Below are 22134 nucleotides of genomic sequence, written 5' to 3' on the forward strand. Positions count from 1 at the left end.
TCTCACACAGTTATGCGGTTCATGTAGTTGCTAAAGGCCTGCAGGTAGCGCGGGATCGGGATCAGGAAGGCATCGTGGCCTTGCGGAGCATCGATCTCCAGGTAGCAGACGTCCTTGCGCGCGGCCATCAGGGCGTCCACCAGCTCACGGGAGCGGGCCGGCGAGAAACGCCAGTCGGTGGTGAACGACATCACGCAGAACTTGGCCTTGGCGGCTTCGAAGGTTCTCGCCAGGTCGTCATCAAATTGGGCGGCCGGGTCGAAGTAGTCCAAGGCCTTGGTCATCAACAGGTAGGTGTTGGCGTCGAAACGCCCGGAAAACTCCTCGCCCTGATAACGCAGGTAGCTTTCCACCTGGAACTCGACGCTGTGAAAGTCGTAGTTGAGCTTCTCGCTCTTGAGCCCACGACCGAATTTCTCGCCCATGGAGTCATCGGACAGGTAAGTGATGTGGCCGACCATGCGCGCCAGCATCAGGCCGCGCTTGGGGATCACGCCGGCTTCCTGGAACGAGCCGCCGTGAAACTCGGGGTCGGTGAGGATGGCTTGGCGTGCCACTTCATTGAAGGCGATGTTCTGTGCCGACAATTTGGGCGCCGAAGCGATAGCCAGGCAATGGCGCACGCGGTCCGGGTAGGTGATGGTCCATTGCAGCGCCTGCATGCCGCCCAGGCTGCCGCCGATTACCGCGGCCCATTGGCTGATGCCCAGCAGGTCGGCCAGGCGGGCCTGGCTGTGTACCCAGTCTTCCACGGTGAGCACCGGGAAATCGGCGCCAAATGGTTTGCCAGTTTCCGGGTTGAGGCTGCTGGGGCCGGTGGAGCCGTTGCAACCGCCGAGGTTGTTGAGGCTGACCACAAAGAACTTGTTGGTGTCGATGGGCTTGCCGGGGCCGATGCAACTGTCCCACCAGCCGGGCTTGCGCTCGTCGACGCTGTGGAAGCCCGCCGCATGATGATGGCCGGACAAGGCGTGGCAGATCAGCACGGCGTTGCTCGCCGTGGCGTTCAGTTGGCCGTAGGTTTCGTAGATCAGGTCATAGGCTGGCAGCGACCGGCCGCAGGCCAGGGCCAGCGGTTCGCTGAAGTGCGCCACTTGGGGCACCACCAGTCCAACAGAATCGGGGGGGAAGGCAGCTGGCATCGACCCTGCTCTCGTTTAAATGAGGCGTAAGTCTAAAGAGCGGGGACCCCAGCGGCAAGCAAAGGCCTGCATGGATGCAATCCAATGGCGCAGATACAAAAAGTGGGAGGGAGCAAGCTCCCTCCCACCGTTGCGGCGCGTCAGATCAGGCCAAACAGCTCTTTGGGCATGAATGCATAGAACGCCAGGCGCGGAATCACCCAACTCTGTATCAGTTGAATGGCAATAAACGCGAAGATCGGCGAAATATCCAGGCCGCCCAGGTTAGGGATCAGGCGACGGAACGGCGCCAACACTGGCTCGGTGATCTGGTAGACCAGTTCGGCGCCTGGGCTGCGGCTGCCTGGGGCCACCCAGGACAGGATCACGCTGATGATCATCGACCAGAACAGAATCTTCAGGAACAGCGAGAAGATACCGATCAGCGCCCAAGGCAACAGCAGCACCGTAAAGGCCTGGTAGCCGTTCAGCGTCAGCACCACCACGAACAACAGGATTTGCAGCAGCAACGCCAGCACCAGCGACGACATGTCCAGCCCGAACAGGCTCGGGATCACCCGACGCAGCGGCTTGAGCAGCGGCTGGGTGGCCTTGACCACGAACTGGCACAGCGGGTTGTAGAAGTTCGCCCGCACCAGTTGCAGGATAAAGCGCATCAACACGATCAGCAGATACAGGCTGCCCAGGGTCTGGATGATGAAGATGAGGGCGTCATTGAGTCCAAGCATCATTAATTCCTTCGTAAGGGACGATTATTTGCCCAGTTGCTCGGCCAGCTCGGCCGAACGGTGTGCCGCGGCACCCAGGGCTTTCTCCACCAAGGCTTCAAAGCCACCGGCCTGGAACGATTCGATGGCGGCCTGGGTGGTGCCACCCGGCGAGGTCACGCGGCGGCGCAACTCTGCGGCGTCCACATCGCTGGACACGGCCATATGCGCGGCGCCCAGGGCCGTCTGCTCGGCCAGTTGCTCGGCGACGTCCTTGGGCAGGCCCAGTTTCACGCCGGCGGCGGTCATGGATTCGATGAGTAGAAAGAAATACGCCGGGCCGCTGCCGGACACGGCGGTGACTGCGTCCAGTTGCTGCTCCTGCTCCAGCCACAGGGCAATGCCCACGGCGGACAGCAATTCCTGCGCCTGGTCGCGCTGTTCGGCGCTCACTTGGGCGGTGGCATACAGCCCGCTCACGCCCTGGCGCACCAGCGCCGGGGTGTTGGGCATGCAACGTACGATCGGCTGTGCGCCAAGCCAGGCGTTCATGCTGGCGCAGGTGATGCCGGCGGCGATGGACACCACCAGCTGATGCGGCTGCAGATGGGGGCGCAGGCTTTCGCACACCGCTTTCATGGCCTGCGGCTTGACCGCCAGTACGATCACGTCGACGCCACGGATGGCCTCGGCGTTATCGGCGAAGGTTTCGATGCCGTGCTCGGCGCTGACGCGGGCACGGGTGTCGGCGCCCGGATCGCTGGCGCGGATCTGCGCCGGCTCCAGCCCCTTGGCCCGTAGACCGCCGATCAGACTGGCCGCCATGTTACCGGCGCCGATAAAGGCAATACGCGTGTTACTCATGACAGGTCCTTACTCAGAGGGAAGTCAGCCATTTCATGGCTGGCCGTAGTCGCGGGCGCCAAACAGGGCAGTACCGATCCGCACCCAAGTGGCGCCTTGGGCGATGGCCGATTCAAGGTCGTGGCTCATGCCCATGGAAAGTGTGTCGAGCGGCAGATTCAGGCTGGCTTGCAGGTCGCGCACCGTGGCAAACGCGGCGTCTTGCGCGGCGCGATCATCGGTCGGCTCCGGAATAGCCATCAGGCCACGCAGCGTCAGGCGCGGTAGGGCGCTGATGGCGTTGGCCAGTGCCGGCAAGTCGGCGGGCGTACAGCCGGATTTGCTGGCCTCGCCGCTGACGTTGACCTGAATACAAATGTTCAGGGGCGGCAGCTCGGCTGGGCGTTGTTCGGACAGGCGTTGTGCAATTTTCAGACGGTCCACGGAATGCACCCAAGCGAAGTGCTCGGCGATCGCACGAGTCTTGTTCGATTGAATGGGGCCGATGAAGTGCCAACTCAAGGGCAGGTCGGTCAATTCGACCTGTTTGCTCAACGCCTCTTGCAGGTAATTCTCGCCAAAGTCACGCAGGCCGGCGGCGTAAGCTTCGCGCACGGCTTGCGCGGGTTTGGTCTTGCTCACGGCCAGCAAGTGGACGCTGTCGGGGTCACGTTGCACGGCCTCGGCCGCGGCGCGGATGCGCTGGCTAACCACGCCAATGTTGTCTGCTATCGTCGACATTCAAGTTGCGCCCGTGGATATGGAGTCCGCGGCATTCTACTGGAAATGGAAAGCCCTATGGATATCACTCAATTGCTGGAGGCCAGCGCGCGCCGTGGCGCCTCCGACCTGCATTTATCGGCCGGCCTGGCGCCGATGCTACGTGTGGATGGAGAGGTTTGGCCGATGGACTGGCCGGCACTCTCTGCGCCCCAAGTGGCCGATCTGCTTAGCCCTTTGCTGAACAACTATCAGCAAAAGGATTTCGAAACATCTCTTGAAACGGATTTTGCGTTCGAATTGCCCGGCGTGGCGCGATTCCGCGTCAATGTGTTCCAACAGGACCGTGGCATGGGGGCCGTGTTTCGCACCATTCCCAACGAGGTGCTGAGTTTGGAGAGACTGGGCCTGGGCGATGTATTCCAACGTATCGCCCAGTTGCCGCGCGGTCTGGTGCTGGTGACCGGGCCTACCGGTTCAGGCAAGTCCACCACCCTGGCGGCGATGATCGACCACCTCAACCAGCACCGTCGCCAGCACATCCTGACCCTGGAAGACCCCATCGAATTTATCCATACGCCGAAATCCGCCCTGATCAATCAACGACAGGTGCACCGTGATACCCACAGTTTTTCAGTCGCGTTGCGCTCGGCCTTGCGGGAAGACCCGGATGTCATCCTGGTGGGGGAGCTGCGCGACCTGGAAACCATCCGCCTGGCATTGACCGCCGCCGAGACCGGGCACCTGGTGTTCGGCACCTTGCACACCACGTCGGCGGCGAAGACTGTGGATCGGCTGGTGGATGTCTTTCCCGCAGGGGAAAAGGCCATGGTGCGCTCGATGCTGTCGGAGTCGCTGCAAGCGGTGGTATCGCAAGTGTTAGTGAAAAAACTCGGCGGCGGGCGCGTGGCGGCTCATGAAATCATGCTGGGTACGCCAGCCATTCGTAATTTGATCCGCGAGGAAAAGGTGGCGCAGATGGTCTCCGCGATGCAGACCGGCGCGGCTTTGGGAATGAAGACACTGGATATGAGTTTGAAGGCGCTGGTTGCCCAGGGCGTGATCAGTCGGGACGAGGCGCGGGAGAAGGCGAGGGCGCCTGGGGATATCTGACGGTTTGTGAGTGACACAAATCAAATGTGGAAAGGGGCGAAAAGCCCCTTTCCACATTTACTACTGCATTTCAGCTCAGGATCAGCGTTGCACGATGCGCAGGTTGTTGTTCTGCTCTTTCGGCAGAACCCGCTTGGCAATCACGTAGTTCTTGTCCCAAAACGGCTTTTTCAGCGTGTCGATGCTCACCGACTTGCCACGCCGTGGCGCGTGGATGAAACGGTCATTGCCCAGGTAGATGGCAACGTGGTTGACTTGGCGGCTCTTCAACTTGAAGAACAGCAGATCGCCCGGTTTCAGGTCTTTGCGGTCGACCTTCAAGCCGTGGCCGGCAGCCATGGCGTTGGAGGTGCGTGGCAAATCCACCGCTTTTACATCGTTAAAGGCATATTTCACCAAACCACTGCAGTCGAACCCTTTACTTGGGCTGCTGCCGCCCCAACGATAAGGAGTACCGAGCACATTCACCGCGCGGCTGAGCACGTTGCTGCTCTGCTTGGTGTTGACTGCCATCAGGCCTGGCGTCGTTTTACCGTGGGCCTTGGTCAGTTGAGTCGGACGGCTGACGGTCGGCTTGGCCGCTTTGGCGGTGCTCGGTGTGCTGTGGACTTTAGGGGTGAAACCGTTGACGTTGGGAAGTCGTTGCTCACGATTGGTGGCGTGGGCGGCCAGTGGCATTAATAGGCAAATGGTTAGCCATGTCTTGAAAAATGGTCGCATTAGGCGTGGCTCTTATGGGTTTGCGCGCAACTTTATAACAGCTTTTTGTGTCGTTCTCAGGCCGTTTGTCGACTGAACCTTGGGGTCAAATTCAGGAAAAACGCGACGAATCGCCGCAATTGTCCTACACAGGTCAGGTGGCATAAGGCTTTCAGGGAAGCGAAGATACCATTTGCCGTACGTCGGGCGCCTGTAAAAAAGTCACAAAGAAAGTGAAAAAATTTATCTATCGAGGCAAAAGAGGTACGCGATGAACACCTATCAACAGATTGGTCCGCAGCAAGATACCCACAGCAAGGTGATTGGTTACCTGCTCTGGATTTTCGGTTTTACCGGTGCCCATCGCTTTTATTACGGCAAGCCCGTGACCGGCACGATCTGGTTTTTCACGTTTGGCTTGCTGGGTATCGGTTGGTTGATCGACCTGTTTCTGATCCCCGCCATGGACCGCGAAGCTGACCTGCGATTTACTGCCGGGCCCATCGAATATAACGTCGCATGGATACTGTTGGCATTTCTTGGCGTATTCGGCGTGCACCGCATGTACCAGGGCAAGTGGATCACCGGTTTGATCTACCTGCTGACCGGTGGTTTGTTCCTGGTGGGGGTGTTGTATGACTTCTGGACGTTGAATACCCAGATATCCATCCGCAATGCCGAGCGCAATAACGGACGCTGATCTCTCAAGCTGAAAAGGTGGGAGGGGCCAAGCTCCCTCCCACCTTTTTTCGCGACGACCTTTTAGGCCTGGTAGCTGATGCGCCCATCCACCAAGGTGTAGCGCACGCTCGCAGGCAGGCTATGGCCGATGAACGGGCAGTTCTCGCCCTTGGACAGCCACTGCTCGCCCACTACGGTAGAACGGGCCGGATCAAACAGCACCAGGTCCGCCGCCGCCCCCACCGCCAACTTGCCCGCCGGCAGGCGCAATGCCTCGGCAGGCCCGCTGCTCAAGCGTGCCAGCAGCGTCGGCAGGTCCAGCAAGCCTTCTTCCACCAATGTCATCGCCAGTGGCAACAACAGTTCGACGCTGCTGATGCCTGGCTCGGTCGCGCCGAACGGTGCCAGTTTGGCATCGCGCTCGTGGGGTTGGTGATGGCTGGATATCGCCGAGACCACGCCGGACTTCACCGCTGCGCGCAAACCGTCACGGTCGGCCAGGGTGCGCAGGGGCGGTTGTACGTGGTACAGGCTGGAGAAGTCGATCAGCGCCTCATCCGTCAGGATCAACTGATACAACGCCACATCCGCCGTCACCGGCAAACCGCGGGCCTGGGCCTGGGCGATCAGGGCCACGCCCCGGGCGCTGGTCAGTTGGCTGAAATGCGCGCGCACGCCGCTTTGTTCCACCAGCAGCAGGTCACGGGCCAGGGCCACGGTCTCGGCAGTTTCGGGGATGCCCGGCAGGCCGAGGAAGCTGGCCACGGCGCCTTCATGGGCCAGGCCGCCTTCGGCCAGGTCGCGGTCCTGGGAGTGGAAGATCACCGTCAGATCGAAGGTGGCCGCGTATTCCAAAGCGCGGCACAGGGTGCGGGTGCTGCGGAAACTTTCCAGGCCGTTGCCGAACGCCACGCAACCGGCATCGCGCAGGGCAATCAGCTCGGCCAGTTGCTCGCCCTCCAAGCCTTTGCTCAGGGCGCCGATGGGGAATACTTTGCAATTGCCGGCTTCGCGGGCGCGGTCCAGGATCAGCTCGGTCACCGCCGAAGTGTCCAGGATCGGCTTGGTGTGCGGCGGGCAGCACAAGCTGGTCACGCCACCGGCGGCGGCGGCGCGGGTTTCGCTGGCGATGCTGCCTTTGCGGCTGTAACCCGGCTCGCGCAGGGCGACGTTCAGGTCCACCAGGCCAGGTGCGGCCACCAGGCCTTTGGCGTCGATAACCTGACCGGCACTGAAACCGCCAGGGGCGGCGCCGATGGCGATGATCTTGCCGGCTTCCACATGAAGATCGGTGATTTGATCCAGGCCGCTGGCCGGATCGATGACTCGGGCGCCGAGAATGCTGAGCTTCACTGGGCGTTCTCCTGCTCGAATTGACGTTGCGCGGTTTGCCCGCTCATGGCCATGGACAGTACCGCCATGCGCACGGCGATGCCGTAGGTCACCTGGTTGAGGATCACCGATTGGTTGCCGTCGGCCACCGCCGACTCAATCTCCACCCCGCGGTTGATTGGCCCCGGGTGCATCACAATGGCATCCGGCTTAGCGCCGGCCAGGCGCGTGGTGGTCAGGCCGAACAGGCGGTAGAACTCGCCTTCGCTCGGCAGCAGGCCGCCGGCCATGCGCTCGCGTTGCAGGCGCAGCATGATGACCACATCCACATCCTTGAGGCCTGCGGTCATGTCGGTGTAGACCTTCACGCCGTACTGCTCGATACCTATGGGTAGCAGGGTTTTCGGCGCGATCACGCGGATATCCGGGCAACCCAGGGCTTTCAGGGCCAGCATGTTCGAGCGCGCCACCCGCGAGTGCAGGATGTCGCCGACGATGGCCACCGAGAGGTTTTCAAAGCTGCCCTTGTGCCGACGGATCGTGAGCATGTCGAGCATACCCTGGGTCGGGTGGGCGTGACGGCCGTCGCCGCCGTTGATGATCGCCACCTGCGGGCAGACGTGTTCGGCGATGAAGTGCGCGGCGCCGGAGTCGCCGTGGCGCACCACGAACATGTCGGCGGCCATGGCTTCCAGGTTGCGCAGGGTGTCGAGCAGGGTTTCGCCCTTGCTGGCCGACGAGGTGGACACGTTCAGCGTGATCACGTCGGCCGATAGCCGCTGGGCCGCCAGTTCAAAGGTGGTGCGGGTGCGCGTGGAGTTCTCGAAGAACACATTGCAGATGGTTTTGCCGCGCAGCAACGGGACTTTCTTCACCGCCCGGCCGCCGACTTCGAGGAACGAATCGGCGGTGTCGAGGATTTCGGTGAGCAGTTCGCGGGGCAAACCATCGAGGGACAAGAAGTGTTGCAACTGGCCCTGAGCATTGAGCTGCAGCGGGCGCTTGGCATCTAGAGGCGTCATCGCGGGGACTCTTTACAAGGCGGTTTAAGGGGCGAGGTCTTGCAGTTCGAGTTCGAGCGGCGTGGGACCGGACAATTTTACCCGCTGATGGGCCGCCAAAGACAGGGTGGCGCCCACCACATCGGGGCTGATCGGCAGCTCGCCGGCATCCAGATCCAGCAGGCACACCAAGGTGATGCTGGCCGGGCGGCCATAGTCGAACAATTCGTTCATGGCCGCGCGAATGGTGCGGCCGCTCATCAGTACGTCGTCGATCAGCACCAGGTGCTGGCCTTCTATCTCAAAGGGCAGGGCGGAGGGGCGCACTTGCGGGTGCAGGCCGTTCTGGCTGAAGTCGTCGCGGTAGAAGGACACATCCAGCGTGCCGAGTGGCGCGTCGCTGCCCAGCGCTTCGAGCAACGCCTGGGCGACCCATACGCCACCGGTGCGGATGCCGATAAAACGCGGTTCGCGGATGCCGCGGTGTTCCAGGTGCGCCTTGAGGCGTATCGCCATCTGGCTGATCAGTTCGGCGGGATTGGGCAGGCTCATGGTGGCTCCTTCTAGGCCTTGCGCGTCGAGGTGGCGGCAGGGTTCGGGCTCAAACGTAAAAAGACGCGGCAAGCCGCGTCAGTCAGGATTCAAATAAAGCAGTGTTTTCATCCAGCCAACCCTGCAACAGCAAGGCGGCGGCGATGGCATCCACGGGATTGTCGCGGTAGCTGCCCTTCTGCCCGCCACGGTCTCTGCGTTCACCTTTGGCTTCGAAGGTGGTCAGGCGTTCGTCGTGGGTATAGAAGGGGATGTTGTAGCGGCCATTGAGGCGGCGGGCGAATTTCTCCGCCCGCAGGCACATATCGCTGGGCGTGCCGTCCATGTTCAAGGGCAGGCCGACCACCACGGCGTCGGGTTTCCATTCCTTGATCAGGGCTTCGACCTGATTCCAGTCCGGGATGCCGTTCTGGGCTTTGAGCGTGCACAGTTCGCGGGCCTGGCCGGTGATGACCTGGCCGACCGCCACGCCGATCTGCTTGGTGCCGTAGTCAAACCCGAGGATCAAGCGCAAAGCCATCAGGCGTGCCCCGCCTGGCTGGTCAACAAGTTGAGGTTGATCCCCAGCTTGGCCGCCGCTGCGTCCAGGCGCAGTTCGCTGGCGGTGCCGAACAGAATCTCGGCGTCAAACGGGCAGGTCAGCCAGGCATTGCTGGCAAGCTCGGCTTCCAGTTGCCCTGCCTCCCAGCCGGCATAGCCGAGGGTGATCACACTGTGCTCGGGCCCCACGCCGTCGGCGATGGCGAACAATACGTCCTGGGAAGTGGACAGCGACACACCGTCCAGGTCCACCGTGGCCTGGAACGTTGGCCCGGTGGGGTGTAGCACGAAACCGCGATCGGTCTGCACCGGGCCGCCAATGTAGATCGGCACGCCCTGGCAACGAGCAGGCGGGTCGACTTCGGGGCGCAATTGCTCAAGGATATCGGCCAGGTTCAGCTCTTGCGGGCGATTGACGACCAACCCCATGGCACCCTTGGCGGTGTGCTCGACGATGTAGGTCAAGGTATGCGCAAAGTTCGGGTCGGCCATATGGGGCATGGCGATCAGGAATTGGTGCTTGAGGTAGGTCGGGCTAACATTTTTCATGCCCGCTAGTGTGGCGGCGCAGGGGCGAACTGACAAGCCGGGTGTGAGCGCTGATCAGTTGCTGGAAAGGCGATCGCCCCTGGCGAATTTCCAGGTGCGGATGATTTCCAGGCGGTCCACATCGTTCAAGTCCCCGGTAAAGGGCGCAAACGGTGCAGCCAGTCGCACGATGCGTTGGGCGGCCTGGTCCAGCAGCGGCTGGCCGGAGGATTCCAGCACCTGCACCTCATACAGGGTGCCGTCGCGGTTGATCGACACCAATAGGCGCAAATTGCCGTAGATCTGCTGGCGGCGGGCCTCTTCCGGGTAATTCAAGTTGCCGATGCGCTCGACCTTCTTGCGCCATTCGTCCTTATACCAGGCGCCTTTGTCGCGCATGGTGGAGGCGGCGTTCAGGCGGTAGATACGCGGGCGCTTGGCGTACAGCTGTTGTTCGTTGGCCAGTTCGGCTTCCAGGCTGGAGATCTGATCGGACAACTGTGAGCTGTCGAACGTCGGCGCCGGTTTCACCGGTTCGGGCTGCGGCTCGGTCTTGGTCTTTTCGCGCGTGGTCGGGGCTTTCTGCGGCTTGGGGGCGACGGTGGTCACGGCCGCTTTGGGCGCAGCCTGTTTGACCTCGGGCTTGGGCGCTGGCGGCGGCGTGACTTTATTGACTTTGTTGTCCTGGAAAGGCGCCACTTCAGTGGTCTTGGGGATGGCTTTCTTGTCCAGCGTGCCGCTGCCTTGCTGGTTGTCCTGAGCAAGAAAATCGGCCTTCTCGGGTTTTTTTTCGCTTTTGAAGGTGGAGAGGGTGATTTCCAGGGTCTTGGTGATCTGCTTGGGCTCGACCATGGTGAAACCCACGCCGAGGAGGACGGCCAGGTGAATCAACGCCGCCAGGAACAGGGTGAAACCGAGCCGATCAGCCGGGCGCACGCCACTGTGGGAGAGTTCGGGGGGCAGCTCGGACGGGAGGGACATAAAAACCAACATCGCGTATTTCGAGGTTCGGCATGATAACGCAATGTTGGTTTTTAGCTTCATGCGACAAGTTACAAGCTACAAGCTTTGGCGCGGTCGGCCTTAAACTTGCCGCTTGGAGCTTGCCACCTGCAGCTTCGCGTCTACCGCGGCCATCAACATTTCGCCGACGTTCGTGCCAAATGCGTTTCGGACGGGCGGGACATAAAAACCAACATCGCGTATTTCGAGGTTCGGCGTGATAACGCAATGTTGGTTTTTAGCTTCATGCGACAAGCTACAAGTTACAAGTTACAAGTTACAAGCTGCAAGCTTTGGCGCGGTCGGCCTTAAACTTGCCGCTTGGAGCTTGCCACCTGCAGCTTCGCGTCTATCGCGGCCATCAACATTTCGCCGATGTTCGTGCCAAATGCGTTGTCGATCTCGCGAATGCACGTCGGGCTGGTCACGTTGATTTCGGTGAGGTGCTCGCCGATTACGTCCAGGCCGACAAACAGCAGACCTTTTTCCCGCAGGGTCGGGCCGACCTGGGCGGCGATCCAACGGTCCTTGTCCGACAGCGGCCGCGCCTCACCGCGCCCACCGGCGGCCAGGTTGCCACGGGTCTCACCGGCGGCAGGAATGCGCGCCAGGCAGTAGTCCACCGGCTCGCCGTCGATCATCAGGATGCGCTTGTCGCCGTCCTTGATCGCCGGCAGGTATGCCTGGCCCATGATCTGCTGGCTACCCAGCACGGTCAGGGTTTCCAGGATCACCGACAGGTTGGGGTCGCCGGCGCGGTGCCGGAAGATCGAAGTGCCGCCCATGCCGTCCAGGGGTTTGAGGATTACGTCGCCGTGCTTGGCGGCAAATTCACGCAGCACATCGGCGCGGCGGCTCACCACAGTGGGCGGCGTGCATTGTGGGAACAGGGTAGCGAACAGCTTTTCGTTGCAGTCGCGCAGGCTTTGCGGCTTGTTGACGATCAGCACGCCGTCGCGTTCGGCCTGCTCCAGCAGGTACGTGGAGTAGACGAATTCCATGTCGAACGGCGGGTCCTTGCGCATCAGGATCACGTCCAGGTCGCTCAGGGGGCTGTCGATTTCGTCTTGCAGTTCGAACCACTTTTCAGGGTTGGCGAACACCTGCAACGGGCGCATGCGTGCGCGGGCCTGGCCTTCACCCTGGTACAGGTCGCGCTGCTCCATATAGAACAGGGTCCAGCCGCGGGCCTGGGCGGCCAGGAGCATGGCCAGCGAGCTGTCCTTTTTATAGGAAATGCTGGCGATAGGGTCCATGACAATGCCGACGCGAACGCTCATGGGGGATTTCCTCTAGCAAATGGGGCGCATAAAAGTGGCGTCAGAGTGGCGCTGACGCTGTTGTGGGTCAAGGAAAAACCACCTGGCCAGTGCCTCGATAGATTGCTCCCCGAGACTGTGCTAAAAAGGCTGCCACGGCGCAGCAGCCCTTGAATTCCAAGGCTTGCGGCGTTCATTTTGGGCAATGTCAGGCCGTACACACCGAAAACCGATTCGCTGTGGCGATGGTAGAGCAGATATGGAACAGCATTCCAACGCCTTGAGAGTGATGGTGATCGACGATTCGAAAACGATCCGCCGCACCGCCGAGACGCTGTTGAAGAACGTGGGGTGCGATGTCATTACGGCCATCGACGGTTTCGATGCCCTGGCGCGGATCGTGGATCATCACCCGCACATCATCTTTGTCGACATCATGATGCCGCGCCTGGATGGCTATCAGACCTGCGCGCTGGTGAAGAACAACCCGGCGTTCAAGGCGATCCCGGTGATCATGCTGTCGTCCAAGGACGGCCTGTTCGATAAGGCCAAGGGACGCATCGTGGGGGTCGATCAGTTTTTGACCAAGCCTTTCAGCAAGGAAGAACTGCTGGGTGCAATCAAGGCCTATGTGCCTGGGTTCGCCGCAGTGGAACAAGCACACTGACGCCGCCTCACAAGGGCCGGCGCCGACCAATGTAGCGGGGAAAAACCATGGCACGTGTTCTGATCGTCGACGATTCGCCGACCGAAATGTACAAACTCACCGGCATGCTGGAAAAGCACGGCCACGAAGTGCTCAAGGCCGAAAACGGCGCGGACGGCGTGGCCCTGGCCCGCCAGGAAAAACCCGACGCCGTGCTGATGGACATCGTGATGCCGGGCCTCAATGGCTTCCAGGCCACCCGTCAGCTGTCCAAAGAGCCGGAAACCAACGGCATCCCAATCATCATCATCACCACCAAAGATCAGGAAACCGACAAAATCTGGGGCGCGCGCCAGGGTGCCAAGGATTACCTGACCAAACCGGTGGACGAAGACACCCTGATCGCCACCCTGAACAAGGTGCTGGCCGGCTGACGGCACGCCATCATGACCGAGTCGCAAACCGCCTTCGAGCTGTTGCTGGACATCGACCGCCGCTGCCGCCTGCTGGCCGCCGACCTGCCCTCCCAGGAGGCCGGCTTGCAGCGCTGGAGCGGGATCGGCTTTCGGGTGGGCGGCCATTGGTTCGTGGCGCCGATGGGAGAAGTCGCCGAAGTTTTGCATGAGCCACGTTGCACTTTAATGCCCGGGGTCAAGGCCTGGGTACGAGGTGTGGCTAACCTGCGCGGGCGTTTATTGCCGGTGATGGACCTTGGTGGGTTCCTTGGCGAGGCGCTGTCCAGGGCGCGCAAGCAACGGCGGGTGCTGGTGGTGGAATTCAATGACCTGTTTGTTGGGTTGCTGGTGGACGAGGTGGTGGGCATGCAGCATTTCGCACAGGACGCCTTATTGGCCAACGCCGCGCCTGGCGCGCCGTTTATTCAGGGGCAATTCGACGGTGACCCGTCGTGGCAGGTCTTTAGCCCGTTCGCCCTGGCCCAGACCCCAGGTTTCATGGATGTTGCCCCATGACCACCGCGACCACCGTCAAACCCCAGGCCGGCTCGCGTAGTCGCTCGCAGATCATTGTGCTGTTTATCGCGCTGATCGTGTTCATCATGCTGTTGTTCGCCAACTTCGCCTACCTTAATACCCAGTCCACCTACGACAAGCAGTACATCGGCCACGCCGGTGAATTGCGCGTGCTGTCCCAACGTATCGCCAAGAACGCCACCGAGGCCGCCGCCGGCAAAGCCGCGGCGTTCAAGCTGCTGGGCGAGGCGCGCAACGACTTTGCCCAGCGCTGGGGCTACCTGAAAAAAGGCGACCCGCAAACCGGCCTGCCCGCCGCCCCCAGCGCCGTGCGCGCCGAAATGCGCGCGGTGCAGACCGATTGGGAAGCCCTGCTGAAGAACACCGACGCGATTCTGGCCAGCGAACAGACGGTGCTGTCCCTGCATCAAGTGGCCGCGACCCTGGCCGAAACCGTGCCGCAATTGCAGATGGAGTCGGAAAAAGTCGTCGAAATCCTGTTGCAGCGCGGCGCGCCCGCCAGCCAGGTGGCCGTGGCCCAGCGCCAATCGTTGCTGGCCGAACGTATCCTGGGCGCGGTCAATACCGTGCTGGCCGGCGACGAAACCGCTGTGCAAGCCGCCGACGCCTTTGGCCGTGACGCCAACCGCTTCGGCCAGGTGCTCAATGGCATGCTCAACGGCAACCCAGGACTGCGCATCACCCAGGTTGAAGACCGCGATGCCCGCGCGCGGCTGGCGGAAATCGCCGAGTTGTTCGAGTTCGTGTCCGGCTCGGTGGATGAAATCCTCGAAACCTCGCCGCAGTTGTTCCAGGTGCGCGCCTCGGCGAGCAATATCTTCAACCTGTCCCAGACCCTGCTTGATGAAGCCTCGCACCTGGCCACCGGTTTCGAGAACCTGGCCAGCGGGCGCAGCTTCGACACCATCGGCGGCTATGTGCTGGGCTTGCTGGCGCTGACCTCGATCATCCTGATCGGCCTGGTGATGGTGCGCGAGACCAATCGCCAACTGCACGAAACCGCCGAGAAGAACGAGCGCAATCAGAACGCGATCATGCGCCTGCTCGATGAAATCGAAGACCTCGCCGACGGCGACCTGACGGTGACTGCATCGGTCACCGAGGACTTCACCGGCACCATCGCCGATTCCATCAACTATTCCGTGGACCAGCTGCGCGATCTGGTGGCCACCATCAACCTCACCGCCGGGCAAGTGGCCGGCGCGGTGCAGGAAACCCAGGCCACCGCCATGCACCTGGCCCAGGCGTCCGAGCACCAGGCTCAGCAGATCGCCGAGGCGTCCACCGCGATCAATCAGATGGCCCAGTCCATCGATCAGGTGTCGGCCAACGCCGCCGAATCCTCGGCCGTGGCCGAGCGCTCGGTGGAAATCGCCAACAAGGGCAATGAGGTGGTGCACAACACCATCCATGGCATGGACAACATTCGCGAACAGATCCAGGACACCGCCAAACGCATAAAGCGCCTGGGCGAATCGTCCCAGGAGATCGGCGATATTGTCAGCCTGATCGACGATATTGCCGACCAGACCAACATCCTTGCCCTGAATGCGGCGATCCAGGCCAGCATGGCCGGGGATGCCGGGCGTGGTTTCGCGGTGGTGGCCGATGAAGTGCAACGCCTGGCCGAGCGCTCGTCGGCCGCCACTCGGCAGATCGAGACCCTGGTGCGGGCGATCCAGGCCGACACCAACGAAGCCGTGATCTCCATGGAGCAGACCACCACCGAAGTGGTGCGCGGCGCGCGGTTGGCCCAGGACGCCGGGGTGGCGCTGGAGGAAATCGAAGGCGTGTCGAAAACCCTGGCGGCGCTGATCCAGAGCATCTCCAACGCGGCGCAACAGCAAACCTCGTCGGCGGGGCAGATCTCCCTGACCATGAATGTGATCCAGCAGATCACCACGCAGACCTCGTCGGGCTCCACCGCCACTGCCGAGAGCATCGGTAACCTGGCGAAGATGGCCAGCCAGTTACGCCGGTCGGTGTCGGGCTTCACCCTGCCGCCGCCCAAACCGGTCGACAGTTGATAGGTACAGGTTTCAAGAACACCAGCAACTCATGAATTCAAAGCGGAGCAGTTATGGTTGACCGGCACGACTACGTGGCCCTCGAATGGGTCAAGGGCGACATTGCCGAGACCCTGCAACACGCCCGCTCGGCGCTGGACGCTTATGTCGAAACCGCCGACGGCGATGTGATCGACGAATGCCTGGCTGGTATCCATCAGGTGCATGGCGCGCTGCAAATGGTCGAGTTCTACGGCGCGGCGCTGCTGGCCGAGGAGATCGAGGCCCTGGCCCTGGCCCTGCGCGACGGGCAGGTGGGGCAGCGCGAGGAGAGCATCGGCTTGCTGCAACAAGCTCTCGGCCAATTGCCGCTGTACCTCGAACGCGTACACAGCGCCCGCCGCGACCTGCCGCTGGTGGTGCTGCCGCTGCTCAACGACCTGCGCAGTGCGCGCGGTGAAAGCCTGCTCTCGGAAACCAGCCTGTTCAGCCCGCAACTGCTGTCGATCGCACCTTTACCCGAAGAAGCCCTGGCCCAGCGCGCCGGGCCCGATCTGGCGACCCAATTGCGCCAATGGCACCACCTGCTGCAACAGGCCTTGGTCGGGCTGCTGCGCGAAGATCACGGCCCGAGCAACCTGGAAGACATGGCGCGGGTGTTCGCGCGTCTCGAAGCGCTGTGCCAGGGCGCGCCACTGTTGCCGCTCTGGCAAGTGACCTCGGCGCTGGTCGAGGGCATGCTCACTGGCGTGATTGCCAACAGCCCGGCGCTGCGCAGCCTGCTCAAGGCCAGCGACAAGCAACTCAAGCGCCTGCTGGCCCAAGGCATCAACGGCATCAACCAACCGGCACCGGATGAGTTACTCAAAAGCCTGCTGTTCTATGTCGCCAAGGTCACCCGGCCGACGCCGCGCATGCAGAGCCTGAAAGAACGTTACGGCCTGGACGAAGCCTTGCCCGACAGCGCTGTGGTGGATGCCGAGCGCGCGCGCATGGCCGGGCCCGATCGCAATGCCATGGGGTCGGTACTCGGCGCCTTGTGCGAGGAATTGGTGCGGGTCAAGGAGCGTCTGGACCTGTTCGTGCGCAGCGACCGTCAGCACGCCAGTGACCTTGAGGCGCTGCTGGCGCCGTTGCGACAGATCGCCGATACCCTGGCGGTGCTGGGCTTCGGCCAGCCGCGCAAAGTGATCATCGACCAGCTCGCCGTGGTGTTGAGCCTGGCCCAGGGGCATCGCGAACCAGACGATGCGGTGCTGATGGATGTGGCCGGCGCGTTGCTGTATGTCGAAGCCACGTTGGCCGGTATGGCCGGAACCGTTGAGCCGGAAAGCCGCGAAGAAAGCCGCTTGCCCACCACCGATCTGACCCAGATCCACCAGTTGGTGATCCGCGAATCCTGCCAGTGCCTGCGCCAGGCCAAAGAACTGGTAATCGATTGCCTCGAAGCCGACTGGGACCGCCAACGCCTGGAATCCCTGCCAGAACTGCTGAGCCAGGTGCGCGGCGCGCTGGCCATGATCCCGCTGCCACGGGCGGCCAGCCTGATGCGCGGTTGCAGCGATTACGTGGATGCGCAGTTGATGATCGACGAACAGCCGCCGAGCGAGACGCAGTTGGCGCACTTCGCCGACGTGATCAGCAGCCTGGAGTACTACCTCGAACGCATGCTCCAAGACCCGGATGCAGCAGGCGAACGGGTGCTGGAACTGGCCACCCAGGGCTTGGCTGCCCTCGGATACCTGCCGGAGGAAAAACCGTGGCGCCAGGCGCTGGTCGCACCGGACGGCGCACTCTCCACCGACACGGCCCCCAACCAATCCCAACTCGACGCATTGGCCAGCCCCACCTCGCGCCTCAACCCTCCCGCGTTGCAGCGCCCCGGCAGCCTGTTGCCGCCGCCCGCCGACGAAGCGCCTATCGACGACGAGCTGCGTGAGGTCTTCCTCGAAGAGACTGAGGAAGTCCTTGAGGTGCTGCACCGCTATTTGCCGAACAGCGCGGATAAAACCGCCCAAGGCGAGATGCGCCGCGCGTTCCACACCCTAAAAGGCAGCGGCCGCATGGTGCGCGCCCTGGTGCTGGCGGAGCTGGCCTGGGCGGTGGAGAACCTGCTCAACCGCGTACTGGAGCGCAGCGTGGTCCTGGGCCCCGAGGTGCAACAGGTGTTGGATGAAACCGTGGCACTGTTGCCGGAGTTGATCGACGATTTTGCCCAGGGCGCCCAACGCCAGCGCGATGAAGTCGACGCCCTGGCCGCCCGTGCCCATGGGTTGGCCAGCGGTGCCGCGGTGGCGTCCGCCGAAGCCCATGACCCGATGCTGCTGGAGATTTTCCGCAACGAAGCCCAGAGCCATCTCGACAGCCTCAACCACTTCCTGGAGCAGGCCGCCGAGCATGTGCCGCTGCAAGTCAGCGATGAACTGCAACGCGCCCTGCACACCCTCAAGGGCAGTGCCTACATGGCCGGTGTGTCGCCCATCGCCGAACTGGCGCGGCCGCTCGACCACCTGACCCGCGAATACAAGGCTCACCGCCTGCCGCTGGATCTGGATGAAGTGGAACTGCTGCTGGAAGCCGAAGGCCTGTTCCAGCGTGGGTTGCGCCAGCTGGACAGCAACCCCCTGGCGCCGATCAAAGGCGCGGCGGACCTGATCGCTCGCACCCAACAGTTGCTCGAACGCCAGCTCCAGGCGCTGCTCGATGCGCCCACCGCCGGCCTGCGCATCAAGCGCAATCCGCAACTGATCGCTGACTTCCTGGCCCAGGGCATGGACATCCTGCTCGACGCCGAAAACCTGCTGCGACGCTGGCAGCAACACCCCGGCGAACGCCAGGAACTCACGGCCTTGCTGGATGAGTTGACCACCCTCGGCGAAGGCGCGCAGCACGCCGACCTGCATGCCATCGACGAACTCTGCGAAGCCTTGCTCGACCTGTACGGCGCTGTGGAAGAAAGCAGCCTGGCAGTCAGCGCACGGTTTTTCCAAGAGGCCGAACAGGCCCATGACGCGTTGATCAACATGCTCGACCAGCTCGCCGCCGGCCAGGAAATCAGCCCCGCACCGGCCCGGGTACACGCCTTGCGCGAGCTGCTGGACGAAGCCCTCGATCCGTCCGCCACCGGCCTGATTACCCACCAGGGCGACCGTGCGCCGAGCATCGCCGAGCTGGGCGCGGCGACGCGGCAGTTGGATCACGCCACCACTGTGGACGACGAGATCGTCGAGATTTTCCTGGAAGAAGCGGTGGATATCCTCGACAGCGCCGGGCAGTCCCTCAAGCGCTGGTTGCTGGAGCCCGAGAGCATGGCGCCGTTGTCGTCGTTGCAGCGTGACCTGCACACCCTCAAGGGCGGCGCGCGCATGGCCGAGATCGACGCAGTGGCCGAGCTGGCCCACGAATTGGAATGCCTTTACGAAGGCCTGGTCGACCGTCGCTACAACTACTCCAACGAACTTTCACAGGTGTTGATGGCCAGCCATGAACGGCTGGCGCTGCAACTGGAAGAGCTGCACCAGCACCAGCCCTTGAGCGACAGCACGGAACTGGTCGCCAAGGTCCGGGCGTTGCGTCATAACGGCACCCCCACGGCCCCGGCGCCGGCGGTGGAAGCATCGAGCGCCGACCCGGAACTGCTGGAGATTTTCCTCGAAGAGGCCGCCGACATCCTTGATAGCTCCGGCGCCGCGCTGCTGCGCTGGCAGGCCGAGCCGAGCAGCCGCCAGGAGGTCGAAACCCTGCTGCGCGACCTGCACACCCTCAAGGGCGGCGCGCGCATGGTCGAGATCGGCCCGATTGGCGACCTGGCCCATGAACTGGAGTTTCTCTACGAAGGGTTGTCCGCTGGCCAACTGGTTGCGAGCCCGGAGCTGTTCGCGCTGCTGCAAGGCTGCCACGACCGTCTGGCGCAGATGATCGACGCGGTGGCCGACGGCTTGCCGGTGGGCTCGGTGGACAAACTGATCGAGCGCATCAAGAGCCTGGTGCACCCCAGCAACGAATCGCCGACACCGGTGGCATTGCCGGCGGGCAAGGCCGAGGCGGCGGTGGACCCGGCCGCCGATACGGTGAAAATCTCGGCGGATCTGCTCGACGATCTGGTCAACCTGGCCGGCGAAACCTCGATCTTCCGCGGGCGCATCGAGCAGCAGATCAACGATGCCAGTGTCGCCCTCAACGAGGTGGAAACCACCATCGAGCGCATGCGCGACCAATTGCGCCGCCTGGACACCGAAACCCAGGGCCGCATTCTCAGTCGCCAACAGGTCGAGGCTGAGCGCCTGGGCTATGAAGACTTCGACCCGCTGGAAATGGACCGCCACTCGCAACTGCAACAGCTGTCCCGCGCGTTGTTCGAGTCGGCCTCGGACTTGCTCGACCTCAAGGAAACCCTGGAGCGGCGCAACCAGGATGCGCACAACTTGTTGCAGCAGCAGGCACGCATCAATACCGAGTTGCAGGAAGGCCTGATGCGCACCCGTATGGTGCCGTTCGAACGCATGCTGCCACGGCTCAAACGCATCGTGCGGCAGGTGGCGAGTGAGTTGGGCAAAGATGTCGAGTTCGTCGTCGGCAATGCCGAGGGCGAAATGGACCGCAACGTGCTGGAGCGCATGGTGGCGCCGTTGGAGCACATGTTGCGCAATGCCGTCGACCACGGCTTGGAATCTCGGGAGGTGCGCCTGGCCGCCGGTAAACCGCAGAAGGGCCGCATCACCCTGGACCTGACCCACGAAGGCGGCGATATCATTTTCGACATGCGCGACGACGGCGCCGGCGTGCCGCTGGACGCGGTGCGGCGCAAGGCGATCAAGCGCGGCCTGTTGGGCCCTCAGCAAGAGATCAGCGACCGCGACGTGTTGCAGTTCATCCTGCAACCGGGCTTTTCCACTGCGGAAAAAATCACCCAGATTTCCGGGCGTGGCGTGGGCATGGATGTGGTGCATGAAGAAGTGCGCCAGCTCGGCGGCTCGATGGTGATCGACTCGACGCCAGGGCAGGGCGTACATTTTCGCATCCGCCTGCCGTTCACGGTGTCGGTCAATCGTGCCTTGATGGTGCAGTGCGCGGACGAGCAATACGCGATCCCGCTCAACACCATCGAGGGCCTGGTGCGTGTGCTGCCCCATGAACTGGCGGGCCACTATCAGCAGGACCCGCCGTTCTACGAATATGCCGGCCAGCGCTATGAGCTGTTCTACTTGGGCGACCTGCTGCACACCGTCGCGCGGCCGAAACTGCTGGGCCAGTACCAGCCGGTGCCGGTGCTGCTGGTGCAGTGCAATGAGCGGCATGTGGCGGTGCATGTGGACGCCATGGCCGGTACGCGCGAGATTGTAGTCAAGGGCCTGGGCCCGCAATTTGCCGGGGTAAAAGGCGTGTCGGGGGCGACCATTCTGGGGGACGGTCGCGTAGTGCTGATCATCGACCTGCTGGCGCATATCCGCGCCCGGCCACCGGTGTTGCCGGCCCAGGCGAGCGATGCGCCGCTGATCCTCAACGACCCGTTGAAAAAGCGCCCGCTGCTGGTGCTGGTGGTCGACGATTCGGTGACGGTGCGCAAAGTCACCAGCCGCCTGCTGGAACGCAACGGCATGAGCGTGCTCACCGCCAAGGACGGCATCGACGCTCTGGCTGTGCTTGAAGAACACACCCCGGACCTGATGCTGCTGGACATCGAAATGCCCCGCATGGACGGCTTCGAAGTGGCGATCCAAGTGCGCAACGACCCACGGCTGATGCGCCTGCCGATCATCATGATCACCTCGCGCACCGGCCAGAAACACCGCGACCGCGCCATGGCCATCGGCGTCAACGACTACCTGGGCAAGCCGTACCAGGAGTCGGTGCTGTTGGAGAGCATCGCCTACTGGAGCAAGTCCCATGCTTGACCACCGCGCCAGCCAAGTCACCGGCTTGCTGCTGCCCCTGGCCGACCGGCATTTGATCCTGCCCAACGTCGCCATCGCCGAACTGATCGACTTCCAACGCGGCGAACCGGCCAGCGACGCCCCGCCCTGGTACTTGCGGCAAGTCACCTGGCGTGAGCGGCAAATCCCCCTGATCAGCTTTGAAGCTGCTTGCGGCGAAGCCCTTGTCGTCGGCGAACGCTCACGCATCGTGGTGCTGAATGCCCTGGGCGGGCGGCCAACCTTGAAGTTCATCGCCCTGGTGATCCAAGGCATCCCACGCTCGTACAAGCTCGACAGCGAGTTGAGCTACGTGGACGTGCCGCTCAGCCCGCTGGAGCTGGCAGCGGTGCAGGTGGGCGAACATGTGGCGAAGGTGCCGGATTTGATGGGGCTGGAAGCCTTGCTGGTCGAGTCAGGCTTGGCCTGACTCTAAAACCTGTGAAGACCAATGTGGGA

At 62.6% G+C, this 22134-nt stretch carries 20 protein-coding genes; 8 read left to right on the forward strand and 12 right to left on the reverse strand.

What is annotated here, in order from left to right; translation table 11 throughout:
- Positions 1 to 2: 2 nt before the first annotated feature.
- The 4 genes from metX to FIV35_RS04145 all read right to left on the reverse strand — a co-directional run bounded on the left by metX (position 3) and on the right by FIV35_RS04145 (position 3433).
- On the reverse strand, positions 3 to 1142 hold the full coding sequence (gene metX / locus FIV35_RS04130; protein ID WP_034139676.1) for a homoserine O-succinyltransferase MetX: 1140 nt from the start codon (positions 1140 to 1142) through the stop codon (positions 3 to 5).
- A gap of 140 nt (positions 1143 to 1282) precedes the next feature.
- On the reverse strand, positions 1283 to 1870 hold the full coding sequence (locus FIV35_RS04135) for a YggT family protein (RefSeq protein ID WP_034101273.1): 588 nt from the start codon (positions 1868 to 1870) through the stop codon (positions 1283 to 1285).
- A gap of 24 nt (positions 1871 to 1894) precedes the next feature.
- On the reverse strand, positions 1895 to 2713 hold the full coding sequence (gene proC / locus FIV35_RS04140) for a pyrroline-5-carboxylate reductase (RefSeq protein WP_034101272.1): 819 nt from the start codon (positions 2711 to 2713) through the stop codon (positions 1895 to 1897).
- Between the two features lie 33 nt (positions 2714 to 2746).
- On the reverse strand, positions 2747 to 3433 hold the full coding sequence (locus FIV35_RS04145; protein ID WP_034139675.1) for a YggS family pyridoxal phosphate-dependent enzyme: 687 nt from the start codon (positions 3431 to 3433) through the stop codon (positions 2747 to 2749).
- A 57-nt stretch (positions 3434 to 3490) separates the two neighbouring features.
- Between FIV35_RS04145 and FIV35_RS04150 the strand changes: the two genes are divergently transcribed.
- Complete coding sequence (locus FIV35_RS04150; RefSeq protein ID WP_034139674.1) at positions 3491 to 4525, forward strand: type IV pilus twitching motility protein PilT; 1035 nt, start codon at positions 3491 to 3493, stop codon at positions 4523 to 4525.
- A gap of 81 nt (positions 4526 to 4606) precedes the next feature.
- Here FIV35_RS04150 and FIV35_RS04155 read toward each other — a convergent pair whose 3' ends face one another.
- On the reverse strand, positions 4607 to 5245 hold the full coding sequence (locus FIV35_RS04155) for a C40 family peptidase (RefSeq protein WP_034139673.1): 639 nt from the start codon (positions 5243 to 5245) through the stop codon (positions 4607 to 4609).
- Between the two features lie 250 nt (positions 5246 to 5495).
- Here FIV35_RS04155 and FIV35_RS04160 point away from each other — a divergent pair, with 250 nt between their 5' ends.
- Positions 5496 to 5924, forward strand: a complete 429-nt coding sequence (locus tag FIV35_RS04160; RefSeq protein ID WP_034101268.1) for an NINE protein — start codon at positions 5496 to 5498, stop codon at positions 5922 to 5924.
- 62 nt (positions 5925 to 5986) lie between these two features.
- Here the strand turns inward: FIV35_RS04160 and FIV35_RS04165 are convergent, their stop codons facing one another.
- The 7 genes from FIV35_RS04165 to gshB form a co-directional block, all read right to left on the reverse strand.
- Positions 5987 to 7258, reverse strand: a complete 1272-nt coding sequence (locus tag FIV35_RS04165) for a dihydroorotase (RefSeq protein WP_034101266.1) — start codon at positions 7256 to 7258, stop codon at positions 5987 to 5989.
- The gene (locus tag FIV35_RS04170) at positions 7255 to 8259 is read right to left on the reverse strand and encodes an aspartate carbamoyltransferase catalytic subunit (RefSeq protein ID WP_034101265.1); all 1005 of its coding nucleotides are present in this window, start codon (positions 8257 to 8259) and stop codon (positions 7255 to 7257) included. The genes FIV35_RS04165 and FIV35_RS04170 overlap by 4 nt, the downstream gene beginning before the upstream one ends.
- Positions 8260 to 8283: 24 nt before the next feature.
- Positions 8284 to 8790: a bifunctional pyr operon transcriptional regulator/uracil phosphoribosyltransferase PyrR gene (gene pyrR, locus FIV35_RS04175; RefSeq protein ID WP_034139672.1), complete on the reverse strand. Its 507-nt coding sequence runs from the start codon at positions 8788 to 8790 to the stop codon at positions 8284 to 8286.
- An 82-nt stretch (positions 8791 to 8872) separates the two neighbouring features.
- Positions 8873 to 9310, reverse strand: coding sequence for a Holliday junction resolvase RuvX (gene ruvX, locus FIV35_RS04180; RefSeq protein WP_003176676.1), 438 nt, complete (start codon positions 9308 to 9310; stop codon positions 8873 to 8875).
- Positions 9310 to 9879 (reverse strand): YqgE/AlgH family protein, encoded by a 570-nt coding sequence (locus FIV35_RS04185; protein WP_034139671.1) that lies wholly within the window; start codon positions 9877 to 9879, stop codon positions 9310 to 9312. The genes ruvX and FIV35_RS04185 overlap by 1 nt, the downstream gene beginning before the upstream one ends.
- A gap of 54 nt (positions 9880 to 9933) precedes the next feature.
- Positions 9934 to 10839, reverse strand: a complete 906-nt coding sequence (locus tag FIV35_RS04190) for an energy transducer TonB (protein WP_034139909.1) — start codon at positions 10837 to 10839, stop codon at positions 9934 to 9936.
- A gap of 329 nt (positions 10840 to 11168) precedes the next feature.
- Positions 11169 to 12140 carry a glutathione synthase gene (gshB, locus tag FIV35_RS04195; RefSeq protein WP_034139670.1) on the reverse strand — a complete coding sequence of 324 codons (972 nt, stop codon included), beginning with the start codon at positions 12138 to 12140 and terminating at the stop codon, positions 11169 to 11171.
- Between the two features lie 238 nt (positions 12141 to 12378).
- Between gshB and pilG the strand changes: the two genes are divergently transcribed.
- From pilG to FIV35_RS04225, 6 genes are read left to right on the forward strand one after another with little or no spacing between them, the layout of a single operon-like run.
- Positions 12379 to 12786: a twitching motility response regulator PilG gene (gene pilG / locus FIV35_RS04200; protein WP_034101259.1), complete on the forward strand. Its 408-nt coding sequence runs from the start codon at positions 12379 to 12381 to the stop codon at positions 12784 to 12786.
- A gap of 47 nt (positions 12787 to 12833) precedes the next feature.
- Entirely contained in the window at positions 12834 to 13199 is a 366-nt protein-coding gene (pilH, locus tag FIV35_RS04205; RefSeq protein WP_034101258.1) for a twitching motility response regulator PilH, read from the forward strand.
- A 12-nt stretch (positions 13200 to 13211) separates the two neighbouring features.
- A complete protein-coding gene (locus FIV35_RS04210; protein WP_034139669.1) occupies positions 13212 to 13736 on the forward strand; it encodes a chemotaxis protein CheW in 525 nt (174 codons plus the stop codon).
- Complete coding sequence (locus FIV35_RS04215; protein WP_034139668.1) at positions 13733 to 15784, forward strand: methyl-accepting chemotaxis protein; 2052 nt, start codon at positions 13733 to 13735, stop codon at positions 15782 to 15784. The genes FIV35_RS04210 and FIV35_RS04215 overlap by 4 nt, the downstream gene beginning before the upstream one ends.
- A 53-nt stretch (positions 15785 to 15837) precedes the next feature.
- Positions 15838 to 21657, forward strand: coding sequence for an Hpt domain-containing protein (locus tag FIV35_RS04220; protein ID WP_034139667.1), 5820 nt, complete (start codon positions 15838 to 15840; stop codon positions 21655 to 21657).
- Positions 21650 to 22105, forward strand: a complete 456-nt coding sequence (locus FIV35_RS04225; RefSeq protein WP_034115350.1) for a chemotaxis protein CheW — start codon at positions 21650 to 21652, stop codon at positions 22103 to 22105. The genes FIV35_RS04220 and FIV35_RS04225 overlap by 8 nt, the downstream gene beginning before the upstream one ends.
- Positions 22106 to 22134: the final 29 nt, after the last annotated feature.

This window comes from Pseudomonas rhodesiae, assembly GCF_007858255.1.
GTDB classification, from domain to species: domain Bacteria; phylum Pseudomonadota; class Gammaproteobacteria; order Pseudomonadales; family Pseudomonadaceae; genus Aquipseudomonas; species Aquipseudomonas rhodesiae.

Excerpts from the sequence above, each read along its gene's own strand:
- ruvX (WP_003176676.1), bottom strand. The coding sequence starts at position 9,310 with ATGGCTTTGCGCTTGATCCTCGGGTTTGACTACGGCACCAAGCAGATC.
- FIV35_RS04220 (WP_034139667.1), top strand. The coding sequence starts at position 15,838 with ATGGTTGACCGGCACGACTACGTGGCCCTCGAATGGGTCAAGGGCGAC.
- FIV35_RS04135 (WP_034101273.1), bottom strand. The coding sequence starts at position 1,870 with ATGCTTGGACTCAATGACGCCCTCATCTTCATCATCCAGACCCTGGGC.
- pilH (WP_034101258.1), top strand. The coding sequence starts at position 12,834 with ATGGCACGTGTTCTGATCGTCGACGATTCGCCGACCGAAATGTACAAA.
- FIV35_RS04190 (WP_034139909.1), bottom strand. The coding sequence starts at position 10,839 with ATGTCCCTCCCGTCCGAGCTGCCCCCCGAACTCTCCCACAGTGGCGTG.
- pilG (WP_034101259.1), top strand. The coding sequence starts at position 12,379 with ATGGAACAGCATTCCAACGCCTTGAGAGTGATGGTGATCGACGATTCG.
- metX (WP_034139676.1), bottom strand. The coding sequence starts at position 1,142 with ATGCCAGCTGCCTTCCCCCCCGATTCTGTTGGACTGGTGGTGCCCCAA.
- FIV35_RS04155 (WP_034139673.1), bottom strand. The coding sequence starts at position 5,245 with ATGCGACCATTTTTCAAGACATGGCTAACCATTTGCCTATTAATGCCA.
- pyrR (WP_034139672.1), bottom strand. The coding sequence starts at position 8,790 with ATGAGCCTGCCCAATCCCGCCGAACTGATCAGCCAGATGGCGATACGC.
- FIV35_RS04150 (WP_034139674.1), top strand. The coding sequence starts at position 3,491 with ATGGATATCACTCAATTGCTGGAGGCCAGCGCGCGCCGTGGCGCCTCC.
- FIV35_RS04210 (WP_034139669.1), top strand. The coding sequence starts at position 13,212 with ATGACCGAGTCGCAAACCGCCTTCGAGCTGTTGCTGGACATCGACCGC.
- FIV35_RS04225 (WP_034115350.1), top strand. The coding sequence starts at position 21,650 with ATGCTTGACCACCGCGCCAGCCAAGTCACCGGCTTGCTGCTGCCCCTG.
- FIV35_RS04145 (WP_034139675.1), bottom strand. The coding sequence starts at position 3,433 with ATGTCGACGATAGCAGACAACATTGGCGTGGTTAGCCAGCGCATCCGC.
- FIV35_RS04170 (WP_034101265.1), bottom strand. The coding sequence starts at position 8,259 with ATGACGCCTCTAGATGCCAAGCGCCCGCTGCAGCTCAATGCTCAGGGC.
- FIV35_RS04160 (WP_034101268.1), top strand. The coding sequence starts at position 5,496 with ATGAACACCTATCAACAGATTGGTCCGCAGCAAGATACCCACAGCAAG.
- gshB (WP_034139670.1), bottom strand. The coding sequence starts at position 12,140 with ATGAGCGTTCGCGTCGGCATTGTCATGGACCCTATCGCCAGCATTTCC.
- FIV35_RS04185 (WP_034139671.1), bottom strand. The coding sequence starts at position 9,879 with ATGAAAAATGTTAGCCCGACCTACCTCAAGCACCAATTCCTGATCGCC.
- FIV35_RS04215 (WP_034139668.1), top strand. The coding sequence starts at position 13,733 with ATGACCACCGCGACCACCGTCAAACCCCAGGCCGGCTCGCGTAGTCGC.
- proC (WP_034101272.1), bottom strand. The coding sequence starts at position 2,713 with ATGAGTAACACGCGTATTGCCTTTATCGGCGCCGGTAACATGGCGGCC.